This window comes from Shigella sonnei (assembly GCF_002950395.1).
Taxonomy (GTDB): Bacteria; Pseudomonadota; Gammaproteobacteria; order Enterobacterales; family Enterobacteriaceae; genus ECMA0423.
Map to the genome: position 1 here is coordinate 3,727,194 of NZ_CP026802.1, position 17,063 is coordinate 3,744,256.

Genomic DNA, 17,063 nt, shown 5'->3' on the forward strand with positions numbered 1-17,063 from the left:
CGCTGAAAATTAGCCTTTCAGACCTAAACGCTCGCCCTGATAGCTGCCGTCCTGCACCTGCTTCCACCAGCTTTCATTAGCCAGATACCACTGCACCGTTTTACGCATTCCACTTTCAAAGGTTTCCTGTGGCAGCCAGCCAAGTTCACGGGCAATTTTCGAAGCATCAATGGCATAACGCAGATCATGCCCCGGACGGTCAGCGACAAAGGTGATCAAGTCACGATAGTGCACCACGCCGTGCGGCTTGTTCGGAGCCAGTTCTTCCAGCAGCTCGCAAATGGTTTCCACAACATCGAGATTCTTACGCTCGTTGTGACCACCAATATTATAGGTTTCACCGACTTTCCCGGTGGTCGCCACGCAATACAGCGCGCGGGCGTGATCTTCCACATACAGCCAGTCACGGATTTGCTGCCCGTTGCCATATACCGGCAGCGGTTTACCCGCCAGCGCGTTGAGGATCATCAGCGGGATCAGTTTTTCCGGAAAGTGGTAAGGACCGTAGTTATTCGAGCAGTTGGTGATAAGCGTCGGCAGACCGTAGGTCCGCAGCCAGGCGCGCACCAGATGGTCGCTGCTGGCTTTTGACGCGGAATAAGGGCTGCTCGGCGCATACGGCGTGGTTTCGGTGAAGAAATCATCCGTCGAGTGCAGGTCACCATATACTTCGTCGGTGGAGATATGATGAAAACGGAACGCTGATTTTTTATCTTCCGTCAGCGTATTCCAGTAAGCCCGCGCCGCTTCAAGCAATGTATAAGTCCCGACAATGTTGGTTTCAATAAACGCTGCCGGGCCGTCAATAGAACGGTCAACATGGCTTTCGGCTGCCAGATGCATGACACAGTCTGGCTGATGCTCAGTGAATACGCGTGCCAGTTCTGCCCGATCGCAGATATCAACTTTCTCAAAGGCAAAGCGCTCGCTTTGCGCGACCGGTGCCAGCGACATCAGGTTTCCGGCGTAGGTCAGCTTATCGACCACTACCACCGCGTCGCTCGTTTCGTTGATGATATAACGCACCAGCGCCGAGCCAATAAACCCGGCACCACCTGTTATCAGAATTTTTCTCATCAGCGCCAGACTCCTTTGGCATCGACGACATACTGCTGATGGACATTGTCGCCATTGATAACTTTAAACTGACTATGATCGACCAGCATCACCAGCACGTCTGCCGTTGCCAGCGCCTCGTCAAGCTGCGCCAGAGTACAAAGCCCGGTCAGTTTTTTCGGCAACTGGTGGATGTTAGGCTCAACAACCAGAGTTTCGCCGCTATGCCACTGGGCGATCAGTTCAGCGATTTCCATCGCCGGGCTTTCGCGCAGGTCATCAATATTCGGTTTAAACGCCAGACCAAAGCAGGCGATTTTCAGTTCACTGGCGCGTTTATCGGTAGCCGCCAGGCAATCAGCCACCGCCGCTTTCACCTGATCGATAACCCAGAACGGTTTGTGATCGTTCACTTCGCGCGCGGTACGGATAAGCCGCGCCTGCTGGGGGTTCTGTGCCACGATAAACCACGGATCAACAGCAATGCAGTGACCGCCCACGCCAGGGCCAGGCTGAAGAATATTAACGCGAGGGTGACGATTCGCCAGGCGAATCAGTTCCCAGACGTTAATCCCCTGATCGGCACAAATCAGCGACAATTCATTAGCAAAAGCGATATTCACATCGCGGAAGCTGTTTTCGGTGAGCTTACACATTTCCGCCGTCCGCGAGTTAGTGACGACACACTCACCTTCGAGGAAAATTTTGTACAGTTCGCTGGCGCGGGTCGAACAAACCGGCGTCATACCACCAATCACGCGATCGTTTTTAATCAGCTCGACCATAACCTGGCCCGGTAACACGCGTTCCGGGCAGTAAGCAATGTTGACGTCCGCCTGCTCGCCCACCTGCTGTGGGAAAGTGAGATCCGGACGCATCTCTGCTAACCATTCTGCCATCTTCTCGGTTGACCCCACCGGCGAGGTGGATTCAAGGATCACCAGCGCGCCTTTTTTCAGCACTGGCGCAATGGAGCGAGCAGCCGATTCAACGTAGGTCATATCTGGCTCATGATCGCCTTTAAACGGCGTGGGTACAGCAATCAGCCAGGCATCCGCTTCAACTGGCGTCGTGCTCGCTCGTAAAAAACCGCCTTCTACGGCAGTTTTTACTACGCTCGCCAAATCAGGCTCGACGATATGGATTTCGCCACGATTGATGGTATCAACCGCGTGTTGGTTGATATCGACACCAATCACCTGTTTTTGCCGTGAGGCAAACGCTGCTGCTGTAGGCAGCCCGATGTAACCCAGTCCGATAACAGAAATGGTCGCAAAACTCATAGTGATATCCGATTATTTTTTAACGCTTCCAGAATGCGAGAGCATGCCTGACCATCACCATACGGGTTATGGGCGCGGCTCATAGTTTGATATTCGTTTTCGTCTTTTAAAAGACGCGTCACTTCCTCGACAATTCGCTGCTTATCCGTGCCTACCAGACGCACCGTACCCGCCGTCACCGCTTCCGGACGCTCAGTGGTATCGCGCATCACCAGCACCGGTTTCCCCAGCGAAGGCGCTTCTTCCTGAATGCCGCCTGAGTCGGTCAAAATCAGCCAGGCGTGGTTCATCAGCCAGACAAACGGTAAATACTCCTGGGGATCGATCAGAATGACATTTTTCACATGCCCCAGAATGCGATTGACCGGCTCTCTGACGTTCGGGTTGAGATGCACCGGATAGACAATCTGGATGTCCTGGTGCGTGGTGGCAATGTCTGCCAACGCGTGGCAGATTTCTTCAAAGCCACGACCGAAACTTTCACGCCTGTGACCGGTCACCAGAATCATCTTTTTATCGGGGTCGATAAACGGGTAATTTGCCGCCAGTTCTGAACGCAGCGTATCGCTGCTCATCACCTGGTCACGCACCCATAACAGTGCATCAATAACTGTATTACCAGTAATGAAGATTCGGCTATCCGCAACGTTTTCACGCAGCAAGTTTTGCCGGGAAGTTTCGGTTGGAGAGAAGTGATACATCGCCAGATGCCCGGTCAATGTACGGTTAGCCTCTTCCGGCCACGGCGAATAAAGATCGCCCGTGCGCAGACCAGCCTCAACGTGACCAACAGGAATACGCTGATAAAACGCCGCCAGGCTGGTTGCCAGCGTCGTCGTTGTGTCGCCGTGAACCAGCACGACGTCTGGTTTGAACTCGGCAAGAATAGGTTTTAGCCCTTCCAGAATCCGACAGGTTATCTCTGTCAGGCCCTGTCCTGGCTGCATTATGTTGAGATCGTAGTCAGGTACAATGGAAAAGAGTTTCAGCACCTGATCGAGCATCTCCCGATGCTGCGCAGTGACGCAAACTTTAGCCTCAAAAAAAGGATCTTTTGCCAACGCATGCACCAACGGCGCCATCTTGATGGCTTCCGGGCGCGTACCAAATACAGTCAGTACTTTCACATCGATTCTCTTCGAATAAGCGGCGAGCGCCTTTGCGCTCACCGCAGCAGTGTTGCTATTTCGAGCAACGGCGGGTTAATGCGACACCAGCCCCGATCAGCCCCCCGACAATGCCCCACATAATCATCAGGAAGGCACGACGTGGGCTATCGCGTTTTACCGGTTCTTCCGGCGTACGCAAATAGCGATAGGTCTGAAAACGCGGATCCAGGGTTGGACCAACATTCAGGGTGTTTAACATGGCCCGATTCTGATCATAGTCGAGATCAAAGGCCGGACCGACGGCCTGTAAATTTTCCAGTCGAGCCTGGAGCATTGGACGCCCAAGCAGGAACATTTCTGAATCAGGTAATTCCTCGGCAGGCACATCTGTCGCACTGCGCGAAATATTATGCTGCTCAGCAATTTTCAGCGCCTGTTCAATACTGTTCATCCGGCGGTCGTAGATGGCTTTCGCCACCTCTTCCTGACGCTTCACCTGTGCTTTCATCTGGATGGTACGCGCCGCCCATGCGCCTTTCAGCTCATCATTCAGATGGCTGGCTGCACGCTGGCTGGCAAAAGCAACATACTGACGTAACAGGTTATTAGCGTCAGGCGCGGTTTCAGCAATAAGCTTCACGCTGTCATTGACCGCGCGGGTAAAGTCTCCGGGGATAAACTGGATGTTGTTAATCATTTCATCCAGCAACGCCGCATCGGCTTTGCTGTTGCCCACCATCCGCTGTTTGTAATAGTCGGTTTGCAGCCAGAACTCTCTGCGGGTATCCCACGAGGCCAGTTGCATAACAAACTCTTTATAGGCTTCGTCCATGACCGATGGTTGGTCGGCAGAAGCCATGTTTGAACGGACATCCAGGTTACGCAAAAATTGCTGCTGCGAGTAATATCCCCCCAGCATATTCACCGTTGGACGATCGGTAATCGCCGTCGAGCTCCACTCCTGACGAGCAAAAAAAGTATACGCCAGCGCGATTAACGCAAATGCCAGCCCCATGCCAATAATCCATAGCTTCCCAGCCCACAAGGTACGAAACAACCCACGAATATCCAGTTCATTTTCAGCGTCTTCGGCCGGTTTCCCAGGCATTGGTTGTGTCATCACATCCTCATTTATTTGGTTAAATTGGGGCTGCCACCACGATTTCTACGCAGTCTGCGTTTTACGCGCTTAATAAAGCGAGCAACTTTCCAGGCACGCTTAATGCAATATCCATAGAGGAAGAATGCTAGCAAAAAGAGCACCAGCATGACCCACTCCGGGACAAAATGAGAATATTCTGCCAGCACGCCAATGGAAGCGAGCAGTGCCGCAGCAAGGGTAATCAGCACAAACGCCTGACGGGAAGTAAACCCGGCACGCATGATCAAATGGTGAATATGCTGACGGTCAGGAGAGAATGGGCTCATGCCTTTACGCAGGCGACGGTACATAATCGCCACCATATCCATTAGCGGAATGGCGATTATCCACAAAGCGGTAACCGGGCTGATGGGATGGGTTTTGCCCTGGGTCGTTTCGAGCAGGATCCAGATAACGGTAAAACCAATCAGCGTACTGCCCGCATCACCCATAAAGACTTTGTAGCGGCGACCCAGGATACCAAGGTTAAGCATGATGTATGGCAGGATGGCGGCGATCATCGCAAAGCACCAGATTGCGAGGCTGGTTTGCCCGTCGAACCACAAAATCATACCGATTGCTGCAAACGAGACGCAGGACAACCCGCCCAGCAAGCCATCAATGCCATCAACCATGTTGAACGCATTAATGGCCGCCCAGACGGCAAATAGCGTCAGGAAGTAACCAAACGGTCCGAGCACCATCTCCCAGGAGCCAAAGATATAACCCAGGCTACTGAGATAAAGTTTGCCGAACACCATCATAACAATGCCAACAGCGGCCTGTATGGTGGCACGGATTTTTACGCTGATATCAAAACGGTCATCCAGCGCGCCAATGAAAACAAGCACACCGGCACAAGCGAGATAGAGAGATGCATGCGGAATATAGTAATCGACAATTCCGAACGTGAAGCAAATCCCTGCGTAAACCGAAATCCCCCCAACGAGAGGTATCAATCCCTGGTGACGTTTGCGGAAGTTTGGTTTATCCACTAAACCGACTTTTTTTGCCACCTTACGGGCAAAAAACAGAAACAGTGTCGTGAATAAAAAAATACTGATGAGATCAGTACTCACTGTCAGTAAATTCACAATGCATGCTCTCAGAGAAAATTATTAGCAGAAGTATAACCACGAAGACCTTTATTCAGAAGGGAAAGTCCGTTCCGAACCCACCAGTCCTGTGCAAAAATTAACCATTTGATATGCAAATTGCATAACACGCCAGCAAATTCCAGGAATTTTCCTAACATCGCCAGCGCGGCATTAAGATTACAGATATAAAAGCAAAACGCCACGTAAACACGTGGCGTTTTTGGCATAAGACAAATTTATGAGCGTTTCATCATTTCGAAGAAATCGTCATTGGTCTTGGTCATGGCCAGTTTATTAATGAGGAATTCCATTGCATCGATTTCGCCCATCGGGTGAATGATTTTGCGCAGGATCCACATTTTCTGCAGTTCTTCCTGAGTAGTGAGCAGTTCTTCTTTACGGGTACCGGAACGGTTGTAGTCGATAGCCGGGAAGACGCGTTTTTCAGCGATCTTACGAGAGAGGTGCAGTTCCATGTTGCCTGTACCTTTAAACTCTTCGTAGATAACTTCGTCCATTTTAGAACCGGTATCGATAAGCGCCGTCGCGATAATAGTCAGGCTGCCGCCCTCTTCCACGTTACGCGCCGCACCAAAGAAGCGTTTCGGACGATGCAGGGCGTTGGCATCCACACCACCGGTCAACACTTTACCTGACGCCGGAACAACGGTGTTGTAAGCGCGCGCCAGACGAGTGATGGAGTCGAGCAGAATGATAACGTCTTTCTTGTGCTCAACCAGGCGTTTGGCCTTCTCGATCACCATTTCCGCAACCTGAACGTGGCGAGATGCGGGTTCGTCAAAGGTAGAAGCAACAACTTCACCTTTTACCAGACGCTGCATCTCGGTTACTTCTTCCGGACGTTCGTCGATCAGCAGAACCATCAGCACACAATCCGGGTGGTTGTAAGCAATGCTCTGGGCAATGTTCTGCAGCAGCATGGTTTTACCGGCTTTCGGCGGTGCCACAATCAGACCACGCTGACCACGACCGATAGGTGATGCCAGATCCAGTACGCGAGCAGTTAAATCTTCAGTAGAACCGTTACCACGTTCCATACGCAGACGAGAATTTGCGTGCAGCGGGGTTAAGTTCTCAAAGAGGATTTTGTTGCGGGCGTTTTCAGGTTTGTCGAAGTTAACTTCGTTAACTTTCAGCAGCGCAAAATAGCGTTCACCTTCTTTCGGCGGGCGAATCTTACCAGAGATGGTATCACCAGTGCGGAGGTTGAAACGGCGGATTTGGCTAGGGGAAACGTAGATGTCATCAGGACCGGCGAGGTAGGAGCTGTCTGCGGAACGGAGGAAACCAAATCCATCCTGCAATATCTCCAGTACGCCATCACCAAAGATATCTTCGCCACTCTTTGCGTGCTGCTTCAGGATGGCAAAAATAATGTCCTGCTTACGCATGCGAGCCAGGTTTTCCAGCCCCATATTTTCGCCGAGAGTGATCAGCTCAGAAACCGGCGTATTCTTTAATTCGGTAAGATTCATAGTGGTGTGAGTTCTTAAACTTGGGGTAAATCTCGAACTTAATGTTGTGAATGGTATGGCAGGATCATCCATGCCTGTTTACGGTCATCGACTCATGTCTTTTCGCTGCCTGGTCACAGGAGAGTACGCAGAACTGAAACGACAAGACGGATTGAGTGACGAGCCAGAAATCTGTTCACTTCGCATTTAAGATAAAACGGGAAGCGTTGGAAATTACAAGATTCAAACTTAATAAGGTATGTTTAATACGAAGTCAACACTAAGTTAGCATGACTCACGCCGGGCGTCCAGTTTTTAGCGACGGGGCACCCGAACATGAAATTCCCTTACGCCAGGTTAGCGTCGAGGAACTCTTTCAACTGACCTTTAGACAGTGCGCCCACTTTGGTTGCCGCCACTTCACCGTTTTTGAACAGCAGCAGAGTCGGGATACCACGGATGCCATATTTCGGCGCAGTGCCAGGGTTTTGATCGATGTTCAGTTTTGCAACGGTCAGTTTGCCCTGATATTCGTCAGCGATTTCATCCAGAATCGGGGCGATCATTTTGCACGGACCGCACCACTCTGCCCAGAAATCGACGAGGATCGCCCCGTCCGCTTTGAGTACATCCGTGTCAAAACTGTCGTCAGTCAGGTGAATAATTTTATCGCTCATATATAACTCCACAGGAATAAGCCTGGCGTGTTGGTTTCGTTGTTGGTGTAACATTAACCAACTAAAGGTTGACTTTATTTCACCGGATACGCTTTCGTAAAGCAATAGTAAGCTGATATTCTACCACACTATGAGCAAAACACATTTAACAGAACAGAAGTTTTCCGACTTCGCCCTGCATCCGAAGGTTGTAGAAGCCCTTGAAAAAAAAGGGTTTCATAACTGTACGCCCATTCAGGCACTGGCCCTTCCGCTGACGCTGGCGGGTCGTGACGTAGCCGGGCAGGCGCAAACCGGTACCGGGAAAACGATGGCGTTTCTTACGTCAACGTTTCATTATCTTCTCTCTCATCCTGCGATTGCCGATCGCAAGGTGAATCAACCGCGTGCCTTAATTATGGCACCGACGCGTGAACTTGCCGTGCAGATCCATGCCGACGCAGAACCGCTGGCGGAAGCTACTGGCCTGAAGCTGGGTCTGGCTTACGGTGGTGATGGCTACGACAAACAGCTGAAAGTGCTGGAAAGCGGCGTTGACATTCTGATTGGCACCACGGGTCGTTTAATTGACTACGCCAAGCAGAACCACATTAACCTCGGTGCCATTCAGGTAGTGGTTCTGGATGAAGCCGATCGCATGTACGATCTGGGCTTTATTAAAGATATCCGCTGGCTGTTCCGCCGTATGCCGCCTGCAAACCAGCGCCTCAACATGCTGTTCTCCGCCACGCTTTCGTACCGGGTACGTGAACTGGCGTTCGAGCAGATGAACAATGCCGAATATATTGAAGTGGAACCGGAACAGAAAACGGGCCACCGTATTAAAGAAGAGCTTTTCTACCCTTCTAACGAAGAAAAAATGCGTTTGCTGCAAACGCTGATCGAAGAAGAGTGGCCAGACAGAGCGATTATTTTCGCCAATACCAAACACCGTTGTGAAGAGATCTGGGGCCACCTGGCGGCAGATGGTCATCGTGTCGGTTTGTTGACAGGCGATGTCGCGCAGAAAAAACGTCTGCGTATTCTTGATGAATTTACCCGTGGCGATCTGGATATTCTGGTTGCCACCGACGTTGCCGCGCGTGGTTTGCATATTCCGGCAGTGACGCACGTCTTTAACTACGATTTACCCGATGACTGTGAAGATTACGTTCACCGTATTGGTCGTACAGGTCGCGCAGGCGCAAGCGGTCACTCTATCAGCCTGGCGTGTGAAGAGTATGCATTGAATTTGCCTGCTATTGAAACCTATATTGGTCACTCAATTCCGGTAAGCAAATACAATCCGGACGCATTGATGACCGATCTGCCAAAACCGCTGCGCCTCACGCGCCCACGTACAGGCAATGGTCCGCGTCGTACTGGCGCTCCGCGTAATCGTCGTCGTTCAGGTTAAATAAAATGTCATACTCAAAATCATTCAAACTGTATCAAGATGGCAAGAGAATGAATCCCGATGAGCATACTGTAGTAAGTGATTCAGGTGAAAGAATGCAGCCAACACAGAGACAGATTGAAGGATGAAGAGTATGGGTTCCACCTCGTCGCTGTATGCAGCCATTGATCTCGGTTCGAATAGTTTTCATATGCTGGTTGTGCGCGAGGTGGCTGGAAGCATCCAGACGCTGACGCGAATAAAACGCAAAGTGCGTCTGGCTGCTGGCCTGAATAGCGAAAATGCCCTGTCTAATGAAGCAATGGAGCGCGGTTGGCAATGTCTGCGCCTGTTTGCTGAACGTCTGCAAGATATCCCTCCCTCGCAAATTCGCGTTGTCGCTACGGCGACATTACGTCTTGCCGTCAATGCGGGTGATTTTATTGCCAATGCGCAGGAAATCCTCGGTTGTCCGGTACAGGTGATCAGCGGTGAAGAGGAAGCACGTCTGATTTATCAGGGCGTTGCTCACACAACTGGCGGTGCCGATCAGCGCCTGGTGGTGGATATAGGCGGTGCCAGTACTGAACTGGTAACCGGCACGGGTGCACAAACCACCTCGTTGTTCAGCCTGTCGATGGGCTGCGTCACCTGGCTGGAACGCTATTTTGCCGATCGTAATCTGGGGCAGGAAAATTTTGATGCTGCAGAAAAAGCGGCACGCGAAGTGTTACGTCCGGTTGCCGATGAATTACGGTATCACGGCTGGAAAGTGTGCGTTGGTGCTTCCGGCACCGTGCAGGCGTTACAGGAAATCATGATGGCACAGGGGATGGATGAACGCATTACCCTGGAAAAGTTGCAGCAATTGAAACAGCGAGCCATTCATTGCGGTCGGCTGGAGGAACTGGAGATTGACGGGCTGACGCTGGAACGTGCGTTAGTGTTCCCGAGTGGTCTGGCGATCCTGATCGCCATTTTTACCGAACTGAATATTCAGTGTATGACCCTGGCGGGCGGTGCGCTGCGTGAAGGCCTGGTCTACGGCATGTTGCATCTGGCCGTCGAGCAGGATATTCGCAGCCGTACGCTGCGTAATATTCAGCGCCGCTTTATGATCGATATTGATCAGGCGCAGCGCGTAGCCAAAGTTGCGGCTAACTTCTTCGATCAGGTGGAAAAGGAATGGCATCTTGAAGCAATAAGCCGCGATTTGCTCATCAGCGCCTGTCAGCTTCATGAAATCGGCCTGAGCGTTGACTTTAAACAAGCGCCGCAACACGCTGCTTATCTGGTGCGTAATCTGGATCTTCCCGGTTTTACCCCCGCACAGAAAAAATTGCTGGCGACGCTACTGCTCAACCAGACTAATCCGGTCGATCTCTCATCGCTGCATCAGCAAAATGCCGTACCGCCGCGCGTCGCAGAACAACTCTGCCGTTTACTCCGCCTGGCCATCATTTTTGCCAGCCGTCGCCGTGACGATCTCGTGCCAGAGATGACATTACAGGCTAACCATGAACTGTTGACCTTGACGCTTCCGCAAGGTTGGCTAACCCAACATCCGCTGGGTAAAGAGATTATTGCTCAGGAAAGCCAGTGGCAGAGCTATGTCCACTGGCCGCTGGAAGTGCATTAATGAGTAAGTGCCGGATGCGATGCTGACGCATCTTTTCCGGCCTTGATTATTTCCCTCGTTTTGCCGCCATCATCGCTTTCAGATTCGCCAGATGGCTTTGCCCTTTCTGCATCCGTTCTTCGGCGCTGACCACTTTGCGCTCCTGTTCCCAAATCAGATCATCCTGCGGCAGCTCCAGCAAAAAGCGGCTCGGCTCCGGGCGCACCAGCTCGCCGTACTGACGGCGTTCTTTACACAGCGTAAAGGTCAATTCCTTCTGGGCGCGGGTAATGCCGACATAGGCCAGCCGCCGCTCCTCATCGATATTATCTTCATCGATGCTGCTCTGGTGCGGCAAAAACCCTTCTTCCATACCGACCATGTAGACATAAGGAAACTCCAGCCCTTTTGACGCGTGCAGAGTCATCAGTTGCACCTGATCCAGCTCTTCTTCACTCTCACCACGCTCCATCATGTCGCGCAAAGTAAAGCGCGTCACCACCTGGGTGAGCGTCATCGGCTCATCCAGTTCGCTGCCTTCCAGCATCTCCGTCATCCAGCTAAACAGTTGGTTGACGTTCTTCATGCGCATTTCGGCGGCTTTCGGGCTGGGCGATGTTTCGTACAGCCAGGATTCATAATCCATGCCGTGGATCAGATCGCGCACCGCGGCAATCGGCTCCCGCTCCGCCAGACGCTGGATTTCTGCCAACCAGTGAGTAAAGCGGGTCAATGCTTCATAACCACGTCCGCTAAGCGTCTGACTCAGGCCCATATCAAAGCTGGCGGTAAACATGCTTTTATTGCGCGTCATCGCCCACTCACCCAGCTTTTTCAGCGTCGCCGGGCCAATCTCTCTCTTCGGCGTGTTAACGATACGCAGAAATGCGCTGTCATCGTCCGGGTTAGTCAGCACGCGCAGATAAGCCAGCAAGTCCTTGATTTCAGGACGAGAGAAAAACGACGTACCACCAGAAATTTTGTACGGGATGCGGTTTTGCATCAGGAATTTTTCAAACACTCGCGACTGATGGTTACCGCGATAAAGAATAGCGTAATCTTTGTACTGCGTTTTATTGACGAAGTGATGCGCAATCAGTTCACCAGTGACGCGCTCGGCTTCATGTTCTTCGTTATTCGCGCTTAAAACTTTAAGCTCTGTGCCGTAACCCAGTTCGGAGAACAGACGCTTCTCAAAGACGTGCGGGTTATTGGCGATCAGGATGTTCGCCGCTTTCAAAATACGTCCGGAAGAGCGGTAGTTCTGCTCAAGCTTAATCACCTTCAGCGCCGGAAAATCCTGACTCAGCAGCACCAGGTTTTGTGGACGTGCGCCGCGCCAGGAGTAGATCGACTGGTCGTCATCGCCCACCACGGTAAAGCGCGCGCGGCTGCCCACCAGCAGTTTCACCAGTTCATACTGGCTGGTGTTGGTGTCCTGATACTCATCCACCAGCAGATAGCGAATTTTGTTCTGCCAGCGCTCGCGGACTTCTTCATTGCGTTGCAGCAGCAACGTCGGCAATAAAATCAGATCATCGAAGTCGAGAACATTGCACGCTTTCAGGTGTGCATCATACAGCCCATAACAATGGGCAAAAATACGGTCCCGCTCGCCAATCGCACTGGCTGCCGCCTGGGACGGTGTTTTGAGATCGTTCTTCCAGTTAGAGATGGTCGAAATCAACTGTTGCAGGAGAACTTTGTCATCTTCAATCAGCCCTTCGGTCAACTCTTTGAGCAACGCCAGCTGATCGGTATCGTCAAACAGCGAAAAGTTCGCCTTCATCCCCAGCGCCGCATACTCACGCTTGATGATATCCAGCCCCAGCGTGTGGAAGGTTGAGATCATCAGCCCACGCGCCTCTTTGCGACCCAGCGTCTGTCCGACACGCTCTTTCATCTCGCGCGCCGCCTTATTGGTAAAGGTCACCGCCGCGATATGTCGCGCCTGATAACCGCAACCGCGGATCAGATGGGCGATTTTATTGGTGATCACACGAGTTTTACCGGAACCCGCGCCCGCCAGCACCAGGCAGGGGCCGGTAACGAATTCGACAGCTTGTTGTTGGCCGGGGTTTAGACGCATAGGTGTATTGCTCAATCTTCGAACGGGGGGAGGATTGTAGCAGAATCGCATTTGAATGTGACCGCGTGTAAGCCGCTAACCGATTGGCTGCGGATGTTTAAATCAGAGAGGGAAGACCGAAACCGGAGTTCATCGTGAATCCATTAGACTTAGAAAATATCGGGTCGTAACGTTGTGTTATTACTTTTTCAGAGTTTACTAAGGAGAGGTGTACTCGTGGCGATTAATTTCAGTCCTAAGGTTGGTGAAATACTGGATTGCAACTTTGGTAACTATCCTGTTAGCCAGAATGGACAGTTCAGCACCACGTATTACGATGGCCGCATTCCTCCTGAAATGATAAAAAACAGGTTAGTTGTTAGACTGGCCCCCTGAATCTCCAGACAACCAGTATCACTTAAATAAGTGATAGTCTTAATACTAGTTTTTAGACTAGTCATTGGAGTACAGATGATTGATGTCTTAGGGCCGGAGAAACGCAGACGGCGTACCACACAGGAAAAGATCGCAATTGTTCAGCAGAGCTTTGAACCGGGGATGACGGTCTCCCTCGTTGCCCGGCAACATGGTGTAGCAACCAGCCAGTTATTTCTCTGGCGTAAGCAATACCAGGAAGGAAGTCTTACTGCTGTCGCCGCCGGAGAACAGGTTGTTCCTGCCTCTGAACTTGCTGCCGCCATGAAGCAGATTAAAGAACTCCAGCGCCTGCTCGGCAAGAAAACGATGGAAAATGAACTCCTCAAAGAAGCCGTTGAATATGGACGGGCAAAAAAGTGGATAGCGCACGCGCCCTTATTGCCCGGGGATGGGGAGTAAGCTTAGTCAGCCGTTGTCTCCGGGTGTCGCGTGCGCAGTTGCACGTCATTCTCAGACGAACCGATGACTGGATGGATGGCCGCCGCAGTCGTCACACTGATGATACGGATGTGCTTCTCCGTATACACCATGTTATCGGAGAGCTGCCCACGTATGGTTATCGTCGGGTATGGGCGCTGCTTCGCAGACAGGCAGAACTTGATGGTATGCCTGCGATCAATGCCAAACGTGTTTACCGGATCATGCGCCAGAATGCGCTGTTGCTTGAGCGAAAACCTGCTGTACCGCCATCGAAACGGGCACATACAGGCAGAGTGGCCGTGAAAGAAAGCAATCAGCGATGGTGCTCTGACGGGTTCGAGTTCTGCTGTGATAACGGAGAGAGACTGCGTGTCACGTTCGCGCTGGACTGCTGTGATCGTGAGGCACTGCACTGGGCGGTGACTACCGGCGGCTTCAACAGTGAAACAGTACAGGACGTCATGCTGGGAGCGGTGGAACGCCGCTTCGGCAACGATCTTCCGTCGTCTCCAGTGGAGTGGCTGACGGATAATGGTTCATGCTACCGGGCTAATGAAACACGCCAGTTCGCCCGGATGTTGGGACTTGAACCGAAGAACACGGCGGTGCGGAGTCCGGAGAGTAACGGAATAGCAGAGAGCTTCGTGAAAACGATAAAGCGTGACTACATCAGTATCATGCCCAAACCAGACGGGTTAACGGCAGCAAAGAACCTTGCAGAGGCGTTCGAGCATTATAACGAATGGCATCCGCATAGTGCGCTGGGTTATCGCTCGCCACGGGAATATCTGCGGCAGCGGGCTTGTAATGGGTTAAGTGATAACAGATGTCTGGAAATATAGGGGCAAATCCAGTTGTCGTGCTCAACGGAAAAATTAATGGCAACGCATGTATCGTCGTTCCATTATCAACCACTCGCGATCATGACAAGTTAAATCGTGGAATGCATGTTGAAATAGCCAGTAATGTTATCAATGACCTGCAATTCTTTGATCAGCAGATTCGTTGGGCCAAAGCCGACCTAGTACAACAAGTCAGTCGAAACCGATTAAACAGAGCAAGGACTTACAGAGGGTATCTTAATCAATGTTTGCCACATGAGTTGGTTGCAGACATACAGAGGGCGGTCATCAAGTCAATCAATGCCATATCGCTCATAAATTGACAATAAAATAACCATCCCCGATAATGACTTTGTAGCCCATAGAGGCCCTAAGTTTTCTCCCCTTGAGGGACCTGCGAAGCCCGGATTTTCCGGGCTTTTGCCATATATGTACCAGCCCCTCCCTGACTAACAATTACGTTAGCATCTGCGGATCATGCTAAAATCGCCGCCTGACAATTATTCACTCAAGGCACGATCATGGCAAAAACAGCAGCAGCACTGCATATCCTTGTAAAAGAAGAGAAACTGGCTCTGGATCTTCTCGAGCAGATTAAGAACGGTGCCGATTTCGGCAAGCTGGCGAAGAAACACTCCATTTGCCCATCAGGCAAACGCGGCGGTGATTTAGGTGAATTCCGCCAGGGTCAGATGGTTCCGGCGTTTGATAAAGTTGTGTTCTCTTGTCCGGTACTGGAGCCAACCGGCCCGCTGCACACCCAGTTCGGTTACCACATCATTAAGGTGCTGTACCGTAACTAATAGCAAGGCCTTCTCCAGGAGAAGGCCTTGAGTGTTTTCTCCCTCTCCCTGTGGGAGAGGGTCGGGGTGAGGGCATCAGCGCGCACTTAACCCGCAACTGCAATACGTTTCATATCCGTCATATAGCCGCGCAGTTTCTTACCTACCTGCTCAATCGCATGGCAGCGAATCGCTTCGTTCACATCACGCAGTTGCGCGTTATCTACCGCACCTTCCGGAATAGCTTTACCCAGATCGCCCGGTTGCAGCTCTGCCATAAACGGTTTCAGCAGCGGCACACAAGCGTAAGAGAACAGATAGTTACCGTACTCGGCGGTATCAGAGATAACCACGTTCATTTCGTACAGACGCTTACGGGCGATGGTGTTGGCAATCAGCGGCAGTTCGTGCAGTGATTCATAGTAAGCAGATTCTTCGATGATGCCGGAATCAACCATGGTTTCAAACGCCAGCTCAACGCCCGCTTTCACCATCGCGATCATCAGTACGCCTTTATCGAAGTACTCCTGCTCGCCGATTTTGCCTTCATACTGCGGCGCGGTTTCGAAGGCGGTTTTGCCGGTCTCTTCACGCCAGGTCAGCAGTTTCTTATCATCGTTGGCCCAGTCCGCCATCATACCGGAGGAGAATTCGCCGGAGATGATGTCGTCCATATGTTTCTGGAACAGGGGTGCCATGATCTCTTTCAGCTGTTCAGACAGCGCGTAAGCACGCAGTTTCGCCGGGTTAGAGAGACGGTCCATCATCAGGGTGATGCCGCCCTGCTTCAGCGCTTCGGTGATGGTTTCCCAACCGAACTGAATTAGTTTTTCTGCGTATGCCGGATCGGTGCCCTCTTCCACCAGCTTGTCGAAGCACAGCAGAGAGCCAGCCTGCAACATACCGCACAGGATGGTTTGCTCACCCATCAGGTCAGATTTCACTTCCGCAACGAAGGACGATTCCAGCACGCCCGCACGGTGACCACCGGTTGCTGCCGCCCATGCTTTAGCGATCGCCATGCCTTCGCCTTTCGGATCGTTTTCCGGGTGAACGGCAATCAGCGTCGGTACGCCGAATCCACGTTTGTACTCTTCACGTACTTCGGTGCCAGGGCATTTCGGCGCAACCATGACTACGGTAATGTCTTTACGGATCTGCTCGCCCACTTCGACGATGTTGAAACCGTGCGAGTAACCCAGCGCCGCGCCGTCTTTCATCAGTGGCTGTACGGTGCGCACTACATCAGAGTGCTGCTTGTCTGGCGTCAGGTTAACCACCAGATCCGCCTGCGGGATCAGTTCTTCGTAAGTACCAACTTTAAAACCGTTTTCGGTCGCTTTACGCCAGGACGCGCGCTTCTCGGCAATCGCTTCTTTACGCAGAGCGTAGGAGATATCGAGACCAGAATCACGCATGTTCAGGCCCTGGTTCAGCCCCTGTGCGCCACAGCCGACGATAACCACTTTTTTACCCTGAAGGTAGCTCGCGCCGTCGGCGAATTCGTCGCGCCCCATAAAGCGACATTTGCCCAGCTGTGCCAGCTGCTGGCGCAGGTTCAGTGTATTGAAGTAGTTAGCCATGGTGATTCCTCGTGATGTTGTGCTTCTTATTGTTCGGTTCGCGTTTGCGAGATTGAATTCACTATATGACAGGAAATTTATTGCGGAAATTGATATATT

Annotated in this window: 15 protein-coding genes and 1 pseudogene; 6 read left to right on the top strand and 10 right to left on the bottom strand. The window is 51.7% G+C overall.

Annotation, left to right across the window (positions count from 1 at the left end; translation table 11 throughout):
* Positions 1-9: 9 nt before the first annotated feature.
* The 8 genes from rffG to trxA form a co-directional block, all read right to left on the bottom strand.
* Positions 10-1,077, bottom strand: a complete 1,068-nt coding sequence (rffG, locus tag C1P89_RS19310; RefSeq protein ID WP_001226605.1) for a dTDP-glucose 4,6-dehydratase — start codon at positions 1,075-1,077, stop codon at positions 10-12.
* Positions 1,077-2,339: a UDP-N-acetyl-D-mannosamine dehydrogenase gene (gene wecC / locus C1P89_RS19315; RefSeq protein ID WP_000006625.1), complete on the bottom strand. Its 1,263-nt coding sequence runs from the start codon at positions 2,337-2,339 to the stop codon at positions 1,077-1,079. Before wecC ends, rffG begins: the two co-directional genes overlap by 1 nt.
* Positions 2,336-3,466: a non-hydrolyzing UDP-N-acetylglucosamine 2-epimerase gene (gene wecB / locus C1P89_RS19320; protein WP_000866672.1), complete on the bottom strand. Its 1,131-nt coding sequence runs from the start codon at positions 3,464-3,466 to the stop codon at positions 2,336-2,338. The genes wecC and wecB overlap by 4 nt, the downstream gene beginning before the upstream one ends.
* Before the next feature lie 55 nt (positions 3,467-3,521).
* Positions 3,522-4,568, bottom strand: coding sequence for an ECA polysaccharide chain length modulation protein (gene wzzE, locus C1P89_RS19325; protein WP_001295256.1), 1,047 nt, complete (start codon positions 4,566-4,568; stop codon positions 3,522-3,524).
* Positions 4,569-4,579: 11 nt separating this feature from the next.
* Positions 4,580-5,683, bottom strand: a complete 1,104-nt coding sequence (gene wecA, locus C1P89_RS19330) for a UDP-N-acetylglucosamine--undecaprenyl-phosphate N-acetylglucosaminephosphotransferase (protein WP_001050960.1) — start codon at positions 5,681-5,683, stop codon at positions 4,580-4,582.
* A gap of 239 nt (positions 5,684-5,922) precedes the next feature.
* Positions 5,923-7,182 (bottom strand): transcription termination factor Rho, encoded by a 1,260-nt coding sequence (gene rho / locus C1P89_RS19335; RefSeq protein WP_001054527.1) that lies wholly within the window; start codon positions 7,180-7,182, stop codon positions 5,923-5,925.
* A gap of 84 nt (positions 7,183-7,266) precedes the next feature.
* Positions 7,267-7,368, bottom strand: coding sequence for a rho operon leader peptide RhoL (gene rhoL, locus C1P89_RS19340; protein WP_001295255.1), 102 nt, complete (start codon positions 7,366-7,368; stop codon positions 7,267-7,269).
* Positions 7,369-7,508: 140 nt separating this feature from the next.
* A complete protein-coding gene (gene trxA / locus C1P89_RS19345) occupies positions 7,509-7,838 on the bottom strand; it encodes a thioredoxin TrxA (protein WP_001280776.1) in 330 nt (109 codons plus the stop codon).
* 130 nt (positions 7,839-7,968) lie between these two features.
* Between trxA and rhlB the strand changes: the two genes are divergently transcribed.
* A complete protein-coding gene (gene rhlB / locus C1P89_RS19350) occupies positions 7,969-9,234 on the top strand; it encodes an ATP-dependent RNA helicase RhlB (RefSeq protein ID WP_000047499.1) in 1,266 nt (421 codons plus the stop codon).
* A 133-nt stretch (positions 9,235-9,367) separates the two neighbouring features.
* Complete coding sequence (gene gppA / locus C1P89_RS19355; protein ID WP_005137437.1) at positions 9,368-10,852, top strand: guanosine-5'-triphosphate,3'-diphosphate diphosphatase; 1,485 nt, start codon at positions 9,368-9,370, stop codon at positions 10,850-10,852.
* 46 nt (positions 10,853-10,898) lie between these two features.
* Here gppA and rep read toward each other — a convergent pair whose 3' ends face one another.
* Entirely contained in the window at positions 10,899-12,920 is a 2,022-nt protein-coding gene (gene rep, locus C1P89_RS19360; RefSeq protein WP_001238890.1) for a DNA helicase Rep, read from the bottom strand.
* A 216-nt stretch (positions 12,921-13,136) separates the two neighbouring features.
* On the opposite strand from rep, the pseudogene C1P89_RS19365 reads away from it, so the two are divergent.
* The 4 genes and pseudogenes from C1P89_RS19365 to ppiC form a co-directional block, all read left to right on the top strand.
* Positions 13,137-13,286, top strand: a pseudogene (locus C1P89_RS19365) (type II toxin-antitoxin system PemK/MazF family toxin); the annotation flags it as partial.
* A gap of 84 nt (positions 13,287-13,370) precedes the next feature.
* Positions 13,371-14,599, top strand: a protein-coding gene (locus tag C1P89_RS19370; RefSeq protein WP_167544916.1) for an IS3-like element IS2 family transposase whose coding sequence is annotated in 2 segments (ribosomal slippage) — positions 13,371-13,686 and positions 13,686-14,599 — 1,230 coding nt in all. Because the reading frame shifts where the segments join, the coding sequence is not laid out codon by codon here.
* Positions 14,584-14,922, top strand: a complete 339-nt coding sequence (locus C1P89_RS19375; RefSeq protein ID WP_014334090.1) for a type II toxin-antitoxin system PemK/MazF family toxin — start codon at positions 14,584-14,586, stop codon at positions 14,920-14,922. The genes C1P89_RS19370 and C1P89_RS19375 overlap by 16 nt, the downstream gene beginning before the upstream one ends.
* 198 nt (positions 14,923-15,120) lie before the next feature.
* Positions 15,121-15,402 carry a peptidylprolyl isomerase PpiC gene (gene ppiC / locus C1P89_RS19380; RefSeq protein WP_001140251.1) on the top strand — a complete coding sequence of 94 codons (282 nt, stop codon included), beginning with the start codon at positions 15,121-15,123 and terminating at the stop codon, positions 15,400-15,402.
* An 86-nt stretch (positions 15,403-15,488) separates the two neighbouring features.
* On the opposite strand, the gene ilvC is transcribed toward ppiC, so the two are convergent.
* Complete coding sequence (gene ilvC, locus C1P89_RS19385; protein WP_001295253.1) at positions 15,489-16,964, bottom strand: ketol-acid reductoisomerase; 1,476 nt, start codon at positions 16,962-16,964, stop codon at positions 15,489-15,491.
* Between the last annotated feature and the right edge of the window lie 99 nt (positions 16,965-17,063).

Coding starts and splice junctions, on each gene's coding strand:
- rhoL (WP_001295255.1), bottom strand. CDS start 7,368: ATGCGAAGTGAACAGATTTCTGGCTCGTCACTCAATCCGTCTTGTCGT.
- wecC (WP_000006625.1), bottom strand. CDS start 2,339: ATGAGTTTTGCGACCATTTCTGTTATCGGACTGGGTTACATCGGGCTG.
- rffG (WP_001226605.1), bottom strand. CDS start 1,077: ATGAGAAAAATTCTGATAACAGGTGGTGCCGGGTTTATTGGCTCGGCG.
- wzzE (WP_001295256.1), bottom strand. CDS start 4,568: ATGACACAACCAATGCCTGGGAAACCGGCCGAAGACGCTGAAAATGAA.
- ilvC (WP_001295253.1), bottom strand. CDS start 16,964: ATGGCTAACTACTTCAATACACTGAACCTGCGCCAGCAGCTGGCACAG.
- gppA (WP_005137437.1), top strand. CDS start 9,368: ATGGGTTCCACCTCGTCGCTGTATGCAGCCATTGATCTCGGTTCGAAT.
- rho (WP_001054527.1), bottom strand. CDS start 7,182: ATGAATCTTACCGAATTAAAGAATACGCCGGTTTCTGAGCTGATCACT.
- rhlB (WP_000047499.1), top strand. CDS start 7,969: ATGAGCAAAACACATTTAACAGAACAGAAGTTTTCCGACTTCGCCCTG.
- rep (WP_001238890.1), bottom strand. CDS start 12,920: ATGCGTCTAAACCCCGGCCAACAACAAGCTGTCGAATTCGTTACCGGC.
- ppiC (WP_001140251.1), top strand. CDS start 15,121: ATGGCAAAAACAGCAGCAGCACTGCATATCCTTGTAAAAGAAGAGAAA.
- C1P89_RS19375 (WP_014334090.1), top strand. CDS start 14,584: ATGTCTGGAAATATAGGGGCAAATCCAGTTGTCGTGCTCAACGGAAAA.
- trxA (WP_001280776.1), bottom strand. CDS start 7,838: ATGAGCGATAAAATTATTCACCTGACTGACGACAGTTTTGACACGGAT.